At 48.1% G+C, this 18224-nt stretch carries 15 protein-coding genes; 2 read left to right on the top strand and 13 right to left on the bottom strand.

Features of this window, described 5'->3' with window-relative positions; translation table 11 throughout:
• Positions 1-34 precede the first annotated feature (34 nt).
• Complete coding sequence (locus VN105_RS21110) at positions 35-808, bottom strand: helix-turn-helix domain-containing protein (protein ID WP_325643906.1); 774 nt, start codon at positions 806-808, stop codon at positions 35-37.
• 183 nt (positions 809-991) lie between these two features.
• Complete coding sequence (nudK, locus tag VN105_RS21105) at positions 992-1570, bottom strand: GDP-mannose pyrophosphatase NudK (RefSeq protein ID WP_325643904.1); 579 nt, start codon at positions 1568-1570, stop codon at positions 992-994.
• Between the two features lie 57 nt (positions 1571-1627).
• On the opposite strand from nudK, the gene VN105_RS21100 reads away from it, so the two are divergent.
• The gene (locus VN105_RS21100) at positions 1628-2374 is read left to right on the top strand and encodes a DeoR/GlpR family DNA-binding transcription regulator (protein ID WP_325643902.1); all 747 of its coding nucleotides are present in this window, start codon (positions 1628-1630) and stop codon (positions 2372-2374) included.
• A gap of 43 nt (positions 2375-2417) precedes the next feature.
• Here VN105_RS21100 and VN105_RS21095 read toward each other — a convergent pair whose 3' ends face one another.
• The 9 genes from VN105_RS21095 to VN105_RS21055 all read right to left on the bottom strand — a co-directional run bounded on the left by VN105_RS21095 (position 2418) and on the right by VN105_RS21055 (position 13285).
• Positions 2418-3227 (bottom strand): alpha/beta hydrolase, encoded by an 810-nt coding sequence (locus VN105_RS21095; RefSeq protein ID WP_325643901.1) that lies wholly within the window; start codon positions 3225-3227, stop codon positions 2418-2420.
• A 24-nt stretch (positions 3228-3251) separates the two neighbouring features.
• On the bottom strand, positions 3252-3488 hold the full coding sequence (locus VN105_RS21090) for a hypothetical protein (RefSeq protein ID WP_325643900.1): 237 nt from the start codon (positions 3486-3488) through the stop codon (positions 3252-3254).
• Positions 3489-3514: 26 nt separating this feature from the next.
• Positions 3515-3733, bottom strand: a complete 219-nt coding sequence (locus VN105_RS21085) for a hypothetical protein (protein WP_325643898.1) — start codon at positions 3731-3733, stop codon at positions 3515-3517.
• 201 nt (positions 3734-3934) lie between these two features.
• Positions 3935-4786 (bottom strand): hypothetical protein, encoded by an 852-nt coding sequence (locus tag VN105_RS21080; RefSeq protein ID WP_325643896.1) that lies wholly within the window; start codon positions 4784-4786, stop codon positions 3935-3937.
• 93 nt (positions 4787-4879) lie between these two features.
• Positions 4880-5995: a glycoside hydrolase family 76 protein gene (locus VN105_RS21075; protein ID WP_325643894.1), complete on the bottom strand. Its 1116-nt coding sequence runs from the start codon at positions 5993-5995 to the stop codon at positions 4880-4882.
• Positions 5996-6057: 62 nt separating this feature from the next.
• The gene (locus VN105_RS21070; protein WP_325643892.1) at positions 6058-7854 is read right to left on the bottom strand and encodes a RagB/SusD family nutrient uptake outer membrane protein; all 1797 of its coding nucleotides are present in this window, start codon (positions 7852-7854) and stop codon (positions 6058-6060) included.
• 69 nt (positions 7855-7923) lie between these two features.
• Positions 7924-11256 carry a TonB-dependent receptor gene (locus VN105_RS21065; protein WP_325643890.1) on the bottom strand — a complete coding sequence of 1111 codons (3333 nt, stop codon included), beginning with the start codon at positions 11254-11256 and terminating at the stop codon, positions 7924-7926.
• 125 nt (positions 11257-11381) lie between these two features.
• A complete protein-coding gene (locus VN105_RS21060; protein WP_325643888.1) occupies positions 11382-12317 on the bottom strand; it encodes a FecR family protein in 936 nt (311 codons plus the stop codon).
• Positions 12318-12694: 377 nt separating this feature from the next.
• On the bottom strand, positions 12695-13285 hold the full coding sequence (locus VN105_RS21055) for an RNA polymerase sigma factor (protein ID WP_325643886.1): 591 nt from the start codon (positions 13283-13285) through the stop codon (positions 12695-12697).
• 281 nt (positions 13286-13566) lie between these two features.
• On the opposite strand from VN105_RS21055, the gene VN105_RS21050 reads away from it, so the two are divergent.
• Positions 13567-14877, top strand: coding sequence for a HAMP domain-containing sensor histidine kinase (locus VN105_RS21050; protein WP_325643884.1), 1311 nt, complete (start codon positions 13567-13569; stop codon positions 14875-14877).
• Here the strand turns inward: VN105_RS21050 and VN105_RS21045 are convergent, their stop codons facing one another.
• Positions 14878-17292: an ABC transporter permease gene (locus VN105_RS21045; RefSeq protein ID WP_325643908.1), complete on the bottom strand. Its 2415-nt coding sequence runs from the start codon at positions 17290-17292 to the stop codon at positions 14878-14880.
• A gap of 201 nt (positions 17293-17493) precedes the next feature.
• Positions 17494-18224 (bottom strand): SDR family oxidoreductase (locus tag VN105_RS21040; protein WP_325643882.1); only part of this gene is annotated, 731 nt, incomplete at its 5' end.

Below are 18224 nucleotides of genomic sequence, written 5' to 3'. Positions count from 1 at the left end.
CTGAGTCAGACAAACTCCGCGTTATAGAAAGAGATCACCACCAGTTAGCCTGTTGGAAAAATGCCTGTGGCGTTTGCCCGGTAAAAGCGCGGAAATCTTTTATAAAATGCGCCTGGTCGTAATAGCCTGCGTCATATGCGGCCTCTGTAAGACTTTCAGTTTCGGGGAAATGATCGAGCAGGTGGCGTAATCTTACAATAGCAGAAAACTGTTTGGGTGTGGCGCCAACGCTGCGCCTGAAACGTTTTTCAAAGGCATCCTGGCTGATATACAGGCTGGCAGCCAGTGATCTGATCTTTATATTGCCGGCGGTGGTTTTGATCTGGTCTACAGCGCTGCGGATCAGCAGATCCGGTTGCCGGCTGCTGAGCGCGGCAATAAGGAATTGTTCCACAATGGCAACGCGTTGGAGGTTGTTTTTTGCTTCATGCAGTCTTTCTTCCACTTCTGCAATTTTATGGTGTTGCACCAGTTGATCCAGTGATTCATGCACATCGAAGAACTCATGAAGGGGAGTTTTAAAAAAAGCCGCAGCGCCACCTTCCCTGAATTTTACCAGTACATTTCCGGTGCCGGGGGCATAATGCAATAAACGGGACGTTCTCCGCAATCCGGCGAGCGTTGTTCCCGGCAAACCAACCTCTTCGCCGGGTTCGCCGGCCGCTACTTTGCCGCCAAACCTGAAAGACATCATCACAGCGGTATCCGGCATTACCCGATTCTCTATACCGTCTTTACTTTCAATGACCAGGAAAGCGCTGACATAAGGAGAAAGAATAACCGAAGGGAGATAACTTTCCATATTCATGTGGTAACAAATTATGTGTTTATAAAGATACACATTATTAGTGTTTGAGCCACGTGGCCTAAACACTATCCGCTTCCTCCGGCGCATGGCTTTTAGCCCCTCCCCTGTTCAAAGTCGTGGATTAAATGGGGTATGGTGAAGATGTGCAGGAAGCTGCATTGGCTGATACCCGGGAATAACCTTTTAACCACAAAGGTGATGAAGCGCCGCATATTGGAGTAACATGATTGTTTTCCCGTCTTTTATTTCCCCGGTACGGATCATTTCCAGTGCCTGGCTGAACGGCAGCTCCAGTACTTCAATATTTTCCTGCTCGGTTTCCAGTCCGCCGCCATTGTGCATTTTCAGTTCCCTGGAATATGCCGCTACAAAGAAATACAGGATCTCCGTAACAGAACCGGGCGACATATACGCTTCAAATACTTTTTCTACCGCAGTTACCTGGTAACCGGTTTCTTCCATCGTTTCACGCCGGATACATTCTTCCGCATTATCTTCATCCAGCAAACCGGCACAACATTCTATCAGCATACCTGTTTCGTTGCCGTTGATATAAGTAGGCAGGCGGAATTGCCGCGTTAACACCACCGTGCCCTGTTCCTTATTATACAGCAGGATAGTGGCGCCGTTGCCACGGTCGTATGCCTCGCGCACCTGCGTCACCGTTATACCATCGCTGTCTGCCATTTCATAAGTGATTTTCTTCAGCGTGTACCAGTTATCCGACAGGATGGCTGTTTCCAGGATCTTTATTGCTTTCATATTAGATGATCGAATTTGATCGTTTTTGATTATTTTTGATCAAGTTAATTATTAAAAATGAATTTCCAACTCAGAAAGCAAAAAATCCTGGCGCTACTGGCATCGAAAGGCGAGGTAGCCACCGGTGAATTGGCGCAGGCATTAGGCATTTCGGAAATCACCATCCGGCGGGATCTGAACCAGTTATCGGACGACGGGCTGCTGTACCGCACCCATGGCGGCGCTATCCCGGCCAGTATTCCCGAACAGCCCTATGAATTTGTGAACAAGGCGGCCGCCAACCAGGCAGCAAAAGATAAGATCTGCCGGAAAGCAGCGGCACAGATCAACGACGGCGATATCATTTTCATGGATTGCGGCAGCACTGTTTTCCGCTTATGCCAGTTTATCAGGAATAAAAAAATCAAAGTGATCACCAATTCTCTTCCGGTGATATTTGAGTTGCAACACTCCGCCGTATCCCTTAATATTATTGGCGGTGAATACGACGAAGCACGGCAGGCCATACACGGCACTATAGCCACTGAGCATATCCGGCGGTACAAGGCGGGAAAAGCATTTATTGGCGTTGACGGTATTTCCGAACAGGGATTGTTTGCGCACAGTGAAAAAGAGGCGGCTATTGCTACCGCGTTGGCTACGCAAAGCGGTTATACTTACCTGTTATGTGATGCGGGGAAAATAGGAAAAACATCTTACCTGAATTTTGCGGGGCTGGAGCTGGTGAATGCGGTTATTACAGATGCGGATCCGGCGGAATTGAAGTTTTGTAAGAAGAAGGGGGTTACGGTGATCTCCGTATAACTGGTTCCAGTAGCCAGCGTGGACCCAAACCTATTTTCCCTGACTACTCCAGCACCCGCCTCAGCACTTCCCGGTATTCCGGGTTATCCGTCATGCCATTATGCCCCTGCCCTTTCAGGGTGATCAACGTATCTCCCGGCTTAAAATACGCTTTCAGTTTTTCAGAGGAGCCATAATAAATCACTTCATCAACATTGCCATGAAAGATAGTAACGGGAACGGCAGTACGTTGTATATTCCGGTAAGTAGGAAAAGTATACTTCAACAGGAAGGATGGCAATACGGGGTAGTAATACCTGGCCATGTCCTTCATGCTGAAATAGGGCGCCTGCAGAATGAGCTGCCGGGGATGGTTATCAGCAGCAAGTTTTGCGGCCGTACCCGTACCAACAGAATAACCCAGGATAATAATTTTATTCTCCCCGTAAGATGTTTTGATACTGTCATAAACAATTTGCGCATCGGCATAAAACTGTTGCTCACTATGGATCTTCCCGGTACTTTTCCCATATCCCCGGTAGTCAAAGATCAGCACGTCGTAACCGAGCTGCGTATACGTACCGGCCACTTCTCCCCACGATCGCAGCGACCCGGCATTTCCATGCAAATAAAAGATAAGCCCCTTGCTGCCGCCGGATTTAAACAGCAACGCATTCAGCTGCGCGCCATCACCCGTGGGGATAGTACGCTCTTCGAAGGGCTCCGGGAAATGAAACATATAACCGGCCGGTAATCTCTCAGGAAAAAAAAGCAACCGCTCCTGGATAAAATAAACAAGGACACAAACAGCTGCATAAAGCAGCAGCAGTACACCAATTGTTTTCAGTACCCATTTTAAGATAATCCCTGACATCAGTGTAAGATACAAAGAAGATGTTTAATGAAAATACTGTTTCAATATCTGGTCGGCAGTGAGGGCCCCGGTGGTATTATTCAGTGAGTCTATTTTCGATACTTCCAGCTTGGCCAGCGGAATAGTAGTTGTTTCCAGCATCCGTTTCATTACCGGTAATTTTGACGCCGGCAGGGTATCGTGGAGGTATTTTTCCATGATAAGATTGGCGATAGGTACTGTATCGGGCGATAACATACCGGCAAATACAGAGGGACGCACCCGTCCGTTATACTTAACGGCATCGGCTATACGTAATTTGAATTGAGCCTGTCTATCTGCAGGATATTACAGAGGTACGCGGTGTCTATTTTTTTAACAGCAGCAGGCGTAACTACCAGGTCGTACAACACCTCGTTGCCGAGAATACTCCGGTTTTTACGGTCGAAAATAATGCCCCGGTCAGGGTATGCCGTTTTTCTTGTAACAGCGTTGGCATCCGCCAGCCGGGCATACTTTGTTTCCATTAACTGCGGGTACATTAACCTGGCAACAAAAAGGAGGGCGAATCCTGTAATAATGAGTATTATTACGCGTTTCCTGGGTTGATTATAAACGGACATGGGAAATAATGACGGGCATCTTTTAGAACAACAAAACTATTTCAAATAAATAGTGCTGTAAAAAATTATAGATGAACGGCCATAGAAAGGATAGATTCGCGCGTCCTATTTTCCCACTTTTTTGAAAGTGCCATTCACACCATCCCAGCTGTATTTTGTTGATGCTTCTTTAACGGCCATCACCGGTTCGCCGTTCTTATCTACCTTATCTGTTTCTTCTTCCTCATGCATTTTCAACACAATAATATCGGGCTGTCCATCCTTCTCACCAGGGAAAATAAAAGACTCTTCATGGTAATACACACCTGCATCTCCCACCTCCATTCTGCCAGGCAGACTGGCAAAACGTCCGTCTTTCATCCAGGCGAAATAATAATAGTCGGTGGGAACGCCACAGGCGGCCCCGCCAAAACCAACAGATACAATATGCTGCACATTCGACAATCCAAGACCACTCATTACCTTAGCATAGGAAAAACCGGCAGATTCACCATCGAAAATGCGGAACGAAGTAGTGGCAAGCAGCTTACCTGCCTGAACAGCTTTCAGTTTCACGATATACTGCGATTGTTCCCGCTGATCGATCAGGGTATCCACGCGGCGGTCGTAAGCAAATATAAATTTCACATCGCCCCGGCGCATGGGCGTAAAAGAGAGCAGTCCTTCCCACACGTAGCCTTCTTTTTCCACGCCATTTTTATTGTACTTTACCTGTACCCAGGGAAGCGTAAGCCCTTTGAGGGTAAGCATTTTCCCGGACAGGATACTCACCGCAGTAATATCATCGCCCGCCAGCAGGGTATCAACGGGCGCCTGTTTGGTATCCGGGCTAATCCGTACCAAAGCGGTATCTGCAAAAATATAACGGCTGTCATCTTTATTCAACGACCAGGTATTAAAGATAAATTCCTGTTCCTGGTCCTGTGCAAAAAGAGGGGCTGCAAAACAAGTTAACAAACAAGTGAATGTAAAAAACAACATCGTTCTCATGAGGTATACTGATTGAAACGCAAAAATAGCGTTTTACCTCATGAAAACGATGTGGTATCATTAATTTGCCGGGGGGCAGATCTGCATCATGTATACCGCGCTGCTGGCCTCGTAGGACTGCAGTACACCGGTAACACAAGGCACTTTATAATTACGGTAGGTTAACCCGCGGGTAACATCGCGGTTGCCCCAGGCGGCATTGATATTTTCCTGGATCCAGGGCAGGAACTGTGTTTGCCCCGCATCATTAATGAGCGCCATTATATACTGACCAAAGATCGCTTTCAGCACGCCCTGCTCATTCCAGTCGCCCTCTGCAGGCATGATGCCATTTACATCGCTCATCGTTTTCTGTGTGTAAGTGGCTGCCTGTTTTGCCTGATCAAGATAAGCAGCGGCGCCTGTTTCCTTGTACAGCATCACTGCAGCGCCTATAAAGGTGCCCTGGTTATACGTGTAATCAGACCAGCCTTTGTGGCCGTTTACATTGTTATCTGCCACCCTGCCGGTATTAGGATCATAAAGATTATTCACCCCCCAGTTGTATACATCTTTTGCTTTTTGGAGATAAGCGGCTTCGCCGGTGATCTTATAAAGCGTCATGGCGGCAATTACCGTAGGAAAGTTGATACATGCGTTTTTACCGCTGTGGTTAAAGTCCCAGAACATGCCGCCTTTTTCGGGATCGTAAGAACCATCCCATACCCTTTTAAAACCGGAAACGGAAAGATCAAGGTAAGTTTTGTTACCAGTGAGCTGATTGGCGCGTGCCAGGGAAATCACCCACCACATGATGTCGTCGTAAATAAACCATTCCTTTGTATTGTTCCAGTTATATTTATCGTAGCGGTTATAAGCTCCCTGGTAGATATCGGTGATACGCTGCAGATCGGCCGGATCTTTTGTGCGTTTGTATACATTCATTGCCATATCCCAGTAAATGGCCTGGGTCCATATCGCGCCGATACCGTTCTTTCCGGTATTGCTGTAATAAAGCTTATCGGCCGGGCTGTAGAAATACTGGTTAAAGCTGGCGTAAGCAGTAGCTGCATCCTGGGTGGTGAAAGATACCACCGGTTTGGTAACAGGTCCGGGGGGATCTCCCTTGGTACTGCTTTTGGAACAGTTGCTATGCAGCAGTAACGCGGCAAAAAGTAAACAGGTTATCTTGTTCATATGATCGGGTTAGCACCGGAAGCCGCTACTATGTAACAACTTCCGGCGGTTTAAATTTATACTCACCAGCCGGGATTCTGCACCAGCTGTTTATCGTTATCCACATCATCTGCCGGCAATGGGAACAGGTAATGTTTTCTTTCAAATACACGGGTTTCAAAAGGCACTACCTGCAGGAAGCCGGGCATATCGGCGCCAATGTTTAACCCATAAATAGGACCGTTCTCCGTTTGTTCTGCTATTTTCCAGCGGCGCACATCAAAGAAACGGTTATTTTCAAAAGCCAGTTCCACGCGGCGTTCTTTACGGATCGCTTCGCGGATAGCGGCCAGCCCCGCCGGGGCTGGCAATTCTGCTGATCCGTATTGCGGGATGCCCGCTCTTTCCCTGATCAGGTTCACATATTTAAGCGCCTCCGGACTGGCAGGATCAGCTTCGTTAATGCATTCTGCGTAGCTCAGGTAGATCTCTGCCAGGCGGATCAGCATCAGGGTACGGCCGCCTACATCCCATTTACCGAGGCCCTGCGCTTTGCGCACAATATAACCGGTAGGACTATAATCGTTGTTACCAGTGGCTTTACCGGAATTGCCGGTATTATAGATCCGGGTAATAATATTCCCGTAAGATTTATTCAGCCAGGTGCTTCCATCATAAGTGATGTTCACATAAAAACGGGGCTCACGGTTTACCCACTGGTTATAAATGTTACTGGGCGCAGTTTCATTAGGGCCCGTAAAATCTGAATAACCGGTTTTTACGTACTGCGACAAAGGATCGTTGATGCTTCTGCCATTTTTCATAAAAAAGGCATCCACCATATTCTGGGTAGCGCCAAGGCCGCCGCTTCCTCTCAGATCACTGGATGGCGCCCCGCTATGGAAAGGCGTCATTTCATACTGACGTGAGCTCAGTGAATTGGCAGGACGGGCAAAGATCACTTCCGGGTTCCAGTCGGTCAGAAATACATCCCTGCAGGAAAGATAAGGATCAAATTCTCCTTTTGCATTATTCTTTTTAAACAGGCTGTAAGTAGATGGTACGAACTGATCGAGGAAAGATTTGTAGGCGTCTGCTGCCAGTCTCCATTTATTGGCGTCATACGATTGACTGATGAGCTGTTTACCATCCGTGTTTTTCAGGGCAGCCATATCGGTGTTACCGTTAAACAACGGGCTGGCGCTGTACATCAGCATATTGGCACGGAAGGCCAGTGCAATGCCTTTGCTGATACGGCCATAGTCCTGGTCGTTGTTGGGTACCACGGGCAACCTGGCCGCGGCTGTTTCCAGCTCGGAAATAACATAGGCTACACACTCGTCGAAGGAGTTACGGGGCAGCTGTAAACTGGCGTCCACTTCTACCGGTTTTTCTCCCAGCAATACTACGGGGCCGTATATACGCATCAGGTAAAAATAGTACATAGCGCGTAATGCACGGGCTTCTGCCTTGTATTGGGTAATAAGATCCGGGGAGAGATCGGTAATTTTATCAGCACTTTCTATAAATACGCTGGCTGCGCGGATGCCGCGATAAAAGTTGGTCCAGTAGTCGCTTACGAAACCCGACTTGGCATCCCAGCTACCGATATTTACACTATTGGATTGTACAAATCCCCATACGTAATCCGCCTCATCGCAACCGCCGGTCCATAAGCCGCGGTTGTTGTAATCGCCGGGGTTACGCTGTCCGAACTCATCGGGCACACGGAGATACACGTTGTTCAGGAATTTCTGCGCCGTAGCCCAGGTGCGGAAGGTTTCTTCGATAGTTAACCGGTCGTCCGGCACCTGGTCCAGGTATTTCTTGCAGGACGATAACAACACGATGCCTGCTAAAAGATATATGAGCTTTTTCATCCGTTATTATTTGATTTTTTAGTGGCCTGATGGAACCTTGCACGGTTTCATGACCAGTTTCTTGGTTGATTAAAATTTCAGGTTTACGCCCAGCGAAATGGTCCTTACGTTTGGATAGGTAGAACCATTGTCGGTATTCAGTTCAGGATCCCACAGTTTAAACTTGCTGAAAGTAAGGAGGTTGATGCCCTGTAAGTAAACAGAAGAATTTCTTACGCCAATACGCTGCAACAGGCTGGAGGGCAGGTTGTATGCTATCTGCGCGGATTTCAGGCGGATGAAGCTCACGTCTTTCACCCACCAGCTGCTTGCCTGGGTATTGTTTACGTTTTCTGCTTCGCCGTATGCCAGGCGTGGATAAAACGCATCCTGTCTTGGGTTTTCGGGGGTCCACCTGTCGGTAGCGATGCTATATGCATTGCTTTCGCCGCCCCCACCGTTGAACGGAATGATGGCGCTGCCCTGCAGCATGCGATCGGCATCGGAAATGCCCTGGAAGAGGAAGCCTATATTAAATCCTTTGTAAGCGAGGTTTAAGCCGAAGCCATATACCATTGCCGGCACATCGCCGCGGCCGATCTTTGTTACGTCGGAAGAGTTGATCTTGCCATCACCGTTGAGGTCTTTGTATTTGATATCCCCCGGTTTCAGCTGTGAGCGGGAGCCCGGTACGGCGCTTTTATCGATTTCCCCCTGGTCCGCAAACAATCCTTCTGCGATGTAGCCATAACGCGCCAGGATGTTATTGCCGCGGTGTTCCATCCACGGATATAGCTGCGGCGGGCGGTCATCTTCCAATACCTTATCCTGGTTCCAGGTGATATTACCCCGCACAGATAACTCCACGTTCCCGATACGGGCATTGTATTCCAGGTTGGCATCCAGTCCTTTATTTTCCACGGCGCCGAGATTACCATACTGCTGGTTATCGAGCCCCATGAAATCCACATTGGAAGCGCGCTGCAGGAAGATGCCGGTACGGTGTTCCTTAAACACATCTACATTAACAAGGAGGCGGTCGTTCAGCGTACGCAATTCAATACCCAGATCCTGTTTATTGGAAACAGACCATCTTACATCGGATGCATAACGGCTGATGCTGATACCTTTACCTTCATTAAATCCTTTACCAAACGTATAGCCGCGATCGTTATCATTTAGTTTGGTGATGTACAGGAAGCGTTCCTCGGCGCTACCAAGACCTGTATTACCGTTGGAATAGCGGAATTTCAGGAAAGAGATGGCATTTTTGAATGGTTCAAAAAAGCGTTCGTTAGATGGCACCCATGCAAGGCCGATAGCGGGGAAAAACCCGTAGCGGTTTTCAGGTGCAAACAATTCGGAGCCGTTATACCCGAAATTAAATTCCATGAAGTAGCGATCGTCGTATGAATAGGCTGCTTTACCTGCCAATCCGAGGTATCTTTCGGGGATGGAGTTGATAAAGTCGCCCGCCAGGGTATTGGTTTTATCGCTGGTGTAGAACAGGCCCAAACCGGTTACGCGGTGTTTCCCGAAGGCACGGTCGTAGTTGATGGCTGCTTCCGTGTAAAACTGCCGGGTAGTCTGGCGGTCGCCATCGTTTTTATCGAAGCCGAGGTATTGGCTACCTGTAAATGTTTTCAGCAGGTTGAGGGTACCATCGGGTTTGTATGGATTGTTCATATCCGGGAACCAGGTATCCTCGCGTTTTGAACGGGTGATATAGTTCTGGTTAAAAGCATCGAAAGCAAACATCGCGGTGGCAGACAAACCTTCCGTAATGGATTTCAGGTCCTGCGTTGCGCGGATGTTGGAGTAGAGCTGGTTCCTGAATTCATTGCGGTATCCCCTGCGGGTAAGATCTGCATAGGGGTTCCTGAAACCGCCGTTGGCAGAGCGTCCCGGCACAAAGCCTCCCGGGTACATCACCGGGTATACAACCGGGGAGGCATCCATAGCGCTCTGGAAAATATCGTGGGTACCGATGCCGGGGTAGTTACCATTGGAGAAATAGCCTTGTAAACCCACATCAAGTTTGGTGGACTTAGTTACTTTCAGGTTTAAGTTGGACGTAAAATTATAGCGATTGTATTTTAAGGAAGAATTGTACTTCTCCAGGTCGTCTGTTTTCAGGAAGCCGCTTTCATTGTAGTAGCCGAGGGATACATAGTATTGGGCATTTTCCACGCCGCCGCTGGCGTTGAGGTTGGCGCTGCGGGTATGTCCGTATTTATTGAACACGGCATCCATCCAGTTTACATTGGGATACAGGAGCGGGTCTGCATTGTTCTTTGTTTTCTCAATGGTTTCTTCGGAAAATACCGGGTTATGGTTACGGGTGGTGGAAGCTTCGTTGGCAAGGTTCATATAGGTAATACCATCCAGCATTTCCGGTCTTTTTGTGAAAGAGTTAACGCCTTCGTTGTAGTCGAAATAAATTTGTGGCTTACCTACTTTCCCTGTTTTTGTTTTCAGGAGAATAACACCGTTGGCGCCGCGCACTCCGTATACCGCGGTACCGGCAGCATCTTTCAGGATGGTAAAGGATTCGATATCTTCCGGGGAGATGTTGTTGATAGATCTCTCCACGCCATCTACGAGAATGAGCGGGGTAGCCTTGTTACCGCCGCCGAAGGTGGAGATACCGCGGATCCAGATATCGGCGCTGCCTTTACCCGGTTCGCCGGTGCGTTGTACACCTATTACCCCTGCGATGCGGCCGGCCAGCATGGAGGAAATATCCGATGCCGGCTGTTTGAACTCCGCCGGGCGGATGGTGGACTGCGCGCCTACCAGGCTTACCTTACGCTGGGTACCAAAGCCCACTACGGCTACTTCACCAAGCGATTTGCTGGCTACTTTCAGTTGTACGTTGATGGTCGTCTGACTGCCGGCTACCACTTCAGCGGTTTCATAACCAATGAAGCTGAAGGCCAGTACATCGGTAGCGGAGTTCACAATGATCTTGTACCGGCCGTTGGCGTCGGTGGTGGTCATGGTGCTCACGCCTCTTACCGCCACGCTAACGCCTGGAAGGGGGTGGCCGTTTTCATCTTTGATCACGCCTGATACTACTACTTCCTGGCGGGCGATGGCTGCTTTCGGCGAAGCGAGCTTACTGATCACTACAATATTATTTACCTCTGCATAGCCAAGGGATTTATGTTGCAGTAATTTTTCCAGCACATAGTCGAGCCGCTCGTTGGAAAAAGAGTAGCCTTCAATTTTGTAGCCGCTGAGCAGCTGCCTGTCGTAGGCAAAGTTAATTTTGGTATGACGGTGCAGGTCCCTGATAGCGGATTCCAGGCTGCCGCTTTTCAGGGCGATAGTAACGCTGGTTTCCTGCAGGATTTGCCCCTGTCCGGCGTATACCGGCAGTATGGCAGGGACACACGTGAGGCTCAAAACGACTGCAAGCATTCGTTTTCTGAAATTTTTTACAATTTTCTTCATACGTGGTTAGGCATTAATTGTTAGCATTAACAAAAGGTTCCATTTACGTGGCATTAGTACGTAGTGTTTTTTTAGCGATTAGCTTTGGTTTATTATTCGTAAATAACAGTGTGCTGATTGATCGTGCGTACTTTCAGATGATGGATGGCCGCCAGCACCTGTGCTGCTTTTGCGGGTTCCATATCTGTTGGCAATTCCGTGGTATACCTGGTGGTTCTTACATGTTCCTGTGTGGTGGTGATAGTGATGCCGAAGTTCTTTTCCATTAATACTACCATATCATGGAAGGTGACGTCGTTAAAAACGAGTTTACCATCCTTCCACCCGGTAAGCAGTTCATCTGCCGGGGCTACTTTTACCTGGCCGTTGTCTTTATTATACACCAGCTCCTGGTTATGCTCCAGGATATACGCCGGCGTTGCTTTCCCGGCCACACTTACTTTACCTGATACTACTCCTATACTGAGCGTATGCACCTCTTTATAGGCGGCGATGTTGAAGGAGGTACCAAGTACCGTGGTTTGGAGCGGGCCGCTTTCCACGATAAACGGTACGTGGGGGTTGGATGCCACATCGAAAAAGGCTTCCCCGTCTACCAGGTCGAGTTTTCTTTCTTTGGAGAGGTTATCGGGTATGCGGATAGTGGAACCGGCGTTGAGCATTACTACCGAACCATCATTGAGGCGGATGGTTTTTCTTTCACCGGTACGGGTGGCGTAGGTAGTCCACGAAGCAGATGTGCGGTGGCCCAGCAGATACCAGCCGGCGCCTGCTCCTGCCAGCAGCAGTACTGCCGCTGCAGCCCTTTTCCAGCCACGGGTAAGATAAAACGTTTTAGCGACTTCAATTTGCGGCTGGATATTTCCCCATATTTCGCGTTTTATATGTTCCTGTTCCGCTTCATCCATTTCGGGTAACGCTTCCGCATCGAACGACCCGTACCATTGTTCTATCAATTGGTTTTCCTGCCCGGAACTATGCCCCAGCAGATACTTCTTAAAAAGTTGCCTGATTTTACTGACTTCCACAACGCGCGATTTTATTGGTTATCTCAAAAAATAATGTCCGGTACTAGTCCTGGTGAAAAAAAATTTTTCCGGGGGGCAAGGCAACAGATGAAGCTGCCATAACAAGGCACAGGATCCGGATAATGGCCTGTTCCATGCAATGGATCATGTTCCCCTGCGGGGGAAAGATGAACGTTCCGTAAATAGATAATGTTACCCTCCGGGCCGGGGAGGCATAAATAACAAGCCTGTTCTGTAAACCTGTAACTACCGGCGGGCTCCCGGGGTATACGAACAATATCCGGTGCCTGGTAAATGCCCGGGGCATTGCCGCAATAAATAACATCACATCTCCCTTAATATATACAAGGGAAAACACCACTGGCTATTCCTGGCTGCTACTGCTGCTGATGCAATTGGGAAAAGAGGTATATCAATACCAGGGTCCAGTCGCTGGTAGACGAGGCTTTCAATGAAGTACGGAGGCGTTTTAAGGCATCTGTTAACTGGTTTTTCACGGTTTGTTCTGAGATATTGAGCATTTTCGCAATATCCGCAATCGTATAATCATCTTCCCTGCTCAGGCGGAAGATCTGTTGCATCCTGGCGGGCAGCCTGCCGATCCCGGCTTCAATACTGGCTTTCAGCTCCTTGGCTTCCAGTGTATCTGTGGTAATATAGTCGTTAAAGGTATCGAAGAAATCTGCTTTCTTAATTTCGGCGGCACTGAAGGCGTAGTGGCTGATCACCCGGTACCTGATAGCGGTGAAAAGATACCGTCCCAGGTCTCCCTCCTGTCCTACCCGGATATCGTTCCTTCTTTTCCACAGGGAAATCATTACCTCCTGCACCATGTCTTTCGCCTCATCTTTGTCCACACGCTGACAAGCCTTTAAATAAAGGGCCTGCCAATATTTATCATAGATAGATTCAAATGCAGCTGTATCATTTTTCTTTATAAGCTGTAACAAATCTCCATCACTCATCATTTTTGCGCATATTAGAAGTGGGTGAATACCTCGTAACCTTTCCCGCGGCCGGAAATTAATGATAATTATTTTAGCTTTCCCGCTTTTGTAAAATGCATTTAGCAAAATACAGGGAAAACAGATCGTAAACATGCAGGGATATACGTAATACTTCTTTCTTTTTTAAAAATTAACCGGATAGTATAGAAAACCGAAAAAAAATATGACATTACAGCCATATGCATTATCCTGAGCCCGGCATTTCGCTGCGAATAGCAGTTGTTTTTGCTTAAATTAGTACCATGTCAACAAACAGAACCATCACAATATCCCAACGTCTGAAACAATTCTCTCTCTTCCTGATTGGAGACGCCCGGCAGTTCTCCCTGGAAAATCGTATTTTCAACGCCATCTGCGCTATCACCATTTTTATCATTATTATTAATGTACCTTATAATTATATTACCGGTCTTACTGCCACAGCTGTGATCTTTGCCCTGCTGGTACCTGCATTTATTTTTATTTATTTTTTATCGAGATACCGGAAGAAGGTAAACCTGAGCGTTGCCCTTGCTGCTATTGTGGGCAACGTAATGTTTGCTATTAATTATTTCTACAGCGGCGGCATACAAGGCGCATCGCTGTTGTCTTTTACCCTGGCTTTTTTCCTGGTTATGCTTATTTCTCCGCGGAAACAATACTACTGGTGGCTGGCGCTGAACCTTGTTATTGTACTGGGGCTTATTGCCTGGGAGTATTATCATCCTGCATCGGTAGATCCGGTATATAAAACCAGGAAAGATATTTTTGCGGATATGACGCCCACCTATATTATTTGCGTGGGGGTTATTTTCGTAGGTACCATTTATCTTAAAAATGCCTACAATACTGAAAAGCAGAGAGGGGAAGAAAAAACCCGCTCCCTTGAGATCATGAATACAGAAAAGAGTAAGCTGTTTTCACTCATCTCCCACGACCTGCGTAACCCGCTGGCAGCGATACAGTCGTACCTGCAGCTGATGAGGGAAGCGGAGCTGGACACGGAAAATAAAACCCAGATAGAAACGGAATTACTATACGTAGTGAACAGCACACAGGAGATGCTGTATAATATATTGGTATGGTCCAAAACACAAATGGACGGCCTTCATGTGAACCTCACGCCTGTAGATGTGGCGGCAGCTATACATCCTATCCTGAAGATCAACAAAATGGCTGTATCCAAAAAAAAGATCAGCCTGGACATCAATATAGACGCTTCCATAAAAGTGATGGCCGATATTAATATGCTGCAGCTCATTGTGCGTAACCTGCTGGGCAATGCGGCAAAGTTCACCCCTTCCGGCGGCACTATCTTTATAAGAACCAGCAAAACAGGCGACAGGTGCCTCATTGAAGTAAGGGACAGCGGCCGGGGTATTGACGTTTCCAGCCAGGAGGATATTTTTTCCCTGAAAGTGCGCTCTACTTTTGGTACGGATAATGAAAAGGGTATCGGCCTGGGGTTATTTCTCTGTAAAGAATATACAATCGCACAACAAGGGCAGATCTGGTTTGAGAACAACCGCGAAGGCGGAAGTTCCTTTTACCTGGAACTCCCGCTCGCCGGTTAGTTATTCTGCTTTAAGACTATTCACGGGGTTTGCAGTGGCGGCCATGATGGCCCGGTAACTCACGGTTAAAAGCGTAATGGCGATAGCAATAAATGCAGCAATCACAAACAAAGTCCAGCTGATCTTTACCTGGTAGGCAAAATTCTGCAGCCACCGGCTCATCATGTACCAGGCCAGCGGCGTAGCAATGAGGATAGCTGCCAGCACCAGTTTCAGGAAATCTTTCGACAGCATGGCTACAATACCCGGTACAGAAGCGCCCAGTACTTTGCGGATCCCTATTTCCCTTGTACGTTGCTCTGCTGCATAGGTAATTAATCCAAATAAGCCCAGGGAGGCGATTACTACCGCCAATACGGCAAAAGTAATGAAGATCTTCCCGGTACGTTGCTCCGCAATATACAGGCGGTTGAAATCATCGTCGAGGAAAGAATATACGAATGGCTGCCCGCTCATACCCGGCTGTGCATCATAAGTGCTTTTTATTTTCGCGATGAGCCCCTGGATATCGGCAGTATGGATTCTGAAGGCGATATGGCCGGGATTTTCCGTTAACCGGAACACTACGGGAGGAATTTTATTTCTTAAGCTGCCGGCGTTGAAGTCTTTCACGATGCCGATCACTTTCAGCGGCTTTGCCTCCCCGCTATAAAGGTATTTCTCCTCCAGGTTACTGAAGCCAAACAACCGCGCGGCGGTTTCATTAAGCAATACGGCAAAGGTATCTGAAGGCATATCGGGCGAGAAATTGCGGCCACTGGCTATTTGCATACCCATGGTTTGAAGGTAGTCTGCATCCACATACCAATCCGGTACACCCGTTACCTGGCCTGCACTATGCGCAGCATCTTTTGAATAGATGTTGGTATTGAGACTCATATCAGTAGGTAAAGAGGCTGTTATGGTGCCCGATTCCACCCCAGGAATGGCCACCACTTCACGCTTAAAGCTACTGGCGTGGGTTGCGAGCGATCGTGTATTGCCTATAATGAGCACCTGTTCCCGGTTATAGCCAAGCTTCCTGTTCCGGATATAATTCAGCTGGCTGTTGATCACCAATGTACCCACAATCAGCAAAATAGCAGAAGCAAACTGGAAAACTACCAGGCTGCTCCGCAGCCAGCCGTTCCTGAAACCGCCGTTCAGCTTACCTTTCAGCACTTTGATCGGCTCAAAGGCGGAGAGGAAAAATGCGGGGTAGCTACCGGCCATCAAACCAATCACGCCGGCGGTAAGCAGCAGGAAAGGCAACAGCCACAACAGGTAACCGGTTTTCAGCACAATATGCTTACCTGATAACTGGTTCAGATAGGGCAGCAACAACATCGCCAGCGCCAATGCCAGTAACAATGCAAAAAAGCTGGTTAATATTGATTCTGTCAGGAACTGGAATACCAGGGAACTCCTTTGGGAGCCCAGTACTTTCCGTACTCCCACTTCTTTTGCACGGCCTGCAGAGCGGGCGGTTGACAGGTTCATAAAATTTACACAGGCGATGAGCAGGATGATTACCGCCACGGCAATAAAGATATATACATACTGGATGTTGCCGGAAGGTTCCACTTCATCGGCCAGTGAGGAATATAGATGGATTTTTGTGAGCGGCATTACATTATATCCAAAATGACCGCCCGATCTTTTAAGGTCCGCAAAGTTGCTGCCCGTCATTTTCTGCAGCGGCCCTTCCATATATTTTTTGGTGGCGGCATCCACATAGCTTTGCAGTTGCGCGCCGGTGGCGCCTTCCCGCATCAGCACATAAGTGGTGTAGTTGTCGGACATCCAGCCACCCTCTTCCCGGCTTTCCGGCAGTTCGGACATGGCGCGCACGAAATCAAAGTGCAGGTGCGACTGCTCAGGCACATCCTTTATCACGCCGCTGATCTGATAGGTATTAACATTATCTGTTTGCAATGTTTTGCCCACTACATCTGTGCTGTTGAAATACTTAAGTGCCATGCGCTCGGAGATCACCATGGTATGCGGTTGGGTGAGCGCGGTTTTGGGGTCCCCGCTGATCATTTCCAGGCTAAACACATCAAACAGTGTGGAATCTGCAAAGCTGGCATTATGTTCTACCAGCGTAGTAGTGCCTTTCTTCACCAGTATATTTCCCTGGCGGATGAACCGCACGTAATTTTCTACGTTGGGATATTCCCGTTGCAGTACCGGGGCCAACTGGCTTGGCGTAAACCTTTCCCTGAAAGCATTGCCGTTCACGAAAAAGTCGGCATCCACCCGGTAGATCCTGTCTGCTTTTTTATGGAACCGGTCGTAGCTCAGTTCATCTGTAACAAATAAAGTAATGAGCAGGCAGGTGGTAATGCCAATGGCAAGCCCGAATATGGTGATGGCTGAAAAACCTTTGTTTCTCCAAAGGTTCCTGAGTGCGATGTTGAAGTAATTCCTGAACATAGTATGCACGCGCGCTAATTGGATGCCGGAAACCCTGCATTATGATAATCAGTACTTTAGCAGGAAAATATCCATTGCAGATGCCCGTTTTTAATACAGGAGGTGTCCGATAACGGTCATGCCTTTTTAAGTGGCCTGGCGCTGAAAGATAATCAAAAAAGCACGGCAGATGGCTGCCGTGCTTTTTCTTATCTGTATCCGTTACAGGAACATGCCGCCGGAGGCTTCAATACGCTGTGCTGTGATCCAGCGCGCTTCTTCCGTACACAGGAAGGCTACTATGCCGCCAATATCGTCTGGCAGGCCGGTACGGCCCAATGCTGTATGTGCAGTAATGTAGGATATTGCCTGTGGCGCATGTTCAAAAGTCGCTTTTGTAAAATCTGTTTCTATAATGCCCGGGGCCACTACGTTGGCGGTAATGCCACGTGCGCCCACTTCCTTAGCCAGGTACCTGGTAAATACTTCTATGGCCCCTTTCATGGAAGCGTAAGCGGCGTAACCGGGTGTAACAAACCTTGCCAGGCCGGTAGACAGGTTAATGATACGCCCGTTATCATTGATAAAAGGCAATGCTTTTTGTGTAAGGAAGTATACACCTTTTAAATGCACCTGGTACAGTTCATCAAAATCCTCTTCTGTAGTATCGGAGATCAGGGAACTTCTGTCGATGCCCGCATTGTTTACCAGGAAGTCGAATTTACCCGTTCCGGTATTCTCTTCCAGGTGTGCCGCCACTTCCGCGAGGAATCCCCCGAATGCTTTTGTGTCGGCGGTATCCAGTTTATACGCGATCGCTTTTTGTCCCAGCGATTGAATTTCCGTTACCACCTTGTTTGCTTCCGCCTCGTTGCTTTTATAAGTAAGGATGATATCGTGTCCGCTTTTAGCGAGCTGTAAAGACATGTTCTTACCTAATCCGCGACTGCCGC

This window comes from Chitinophaga sp., from assembly GCF_035564935.1.
GTDB lineage: Bacteria > Bacteroidota > Bacteroidia > Chitinophagales > Chitinophagaceae > Chitinophaga.
Note: the sequence above shows the minus strand (reverse complement) of the source record. Positions and strands in the feature narration are given on the sequence as shown.

Bases quoted from the DNA above. Each gene is read 5' to 3' on its own strand.
- VN105_RS21110 (WP_325643906.1), bottom strand. From the start codon at position 808: ATGAATATGGAAAGTTATCTCCCTTCGGTTATTCTTTCTCCTTATGTC.
- nudK (WP_325643904.1), bottom strand. From the start codon at position 1,570: ATGAAAGCAATAAAGATCCTGGAAACAGCCATCCTGTCGGATAACTGG.
- VN105_RS21100 (WP_325643902.1), top strand. From the start codon at position 1,628: ATGAATTTCCAACTCAGAAAGCAAAAAATCCTGGCGCTACTGGCATCG.
- VN105_RS21095 (WP_325643901.1), bottom strand. From the start codon at position 3,227: ATGTCAGGGATTATCTTAAAATGGGTACTGAAAACAATTGGTGTACTG.
- VN105_RS21085 (WP_325643898.1), bottom strand. From the start codon at position 3,733: ATGGAAACAAAGTATGCCCGGCTGGCGGATGCCAACGCTGTTACAAGA.
- VN105_RS21075 (WP_325643894.1), bottom strand. From the start codon at position 5,995: ATGAACAAGATAACCTGTTTACTTTTTGCCGCGTTACTGCTGCATAGC.
- VN105_RS21070 (WP_325643892.1), bottom strand. From the start codon at position 7,854: ATGAAAAAGCTCATATATCTTTTAGCAGGCATCGTGTTGTTATCGTCC.
- VN105_RS21065 (WP_325643890.1), bottom strand. From the start codon at position 11,256: ATGCTTGCAGTCGTTTTGAGCCTCACGTGTGTCCCTGCCATACTGCCG.
- VN105_RS21055 (WP_325643886.1), bottom strand. From the start codon at position 13,285: ATGATGAGTGATGGAGATTTGTTACAGCTTATAAAGAAAAATGATACA.
- VN105_RS21050 (WP_325643884.1), top strand. From the start codon at position 13,567: ATGTCAACAAACAGAACCATCACAATATCCCAACGTCTGAAACAATTC.
- VN105_RS21045 (WP_325643908.1), bottom strand. From the start codon at position 17,292: ATGTTCAGGAATTACTTCAACATCGCACTCAGGAACCTTTGGAGAAAC.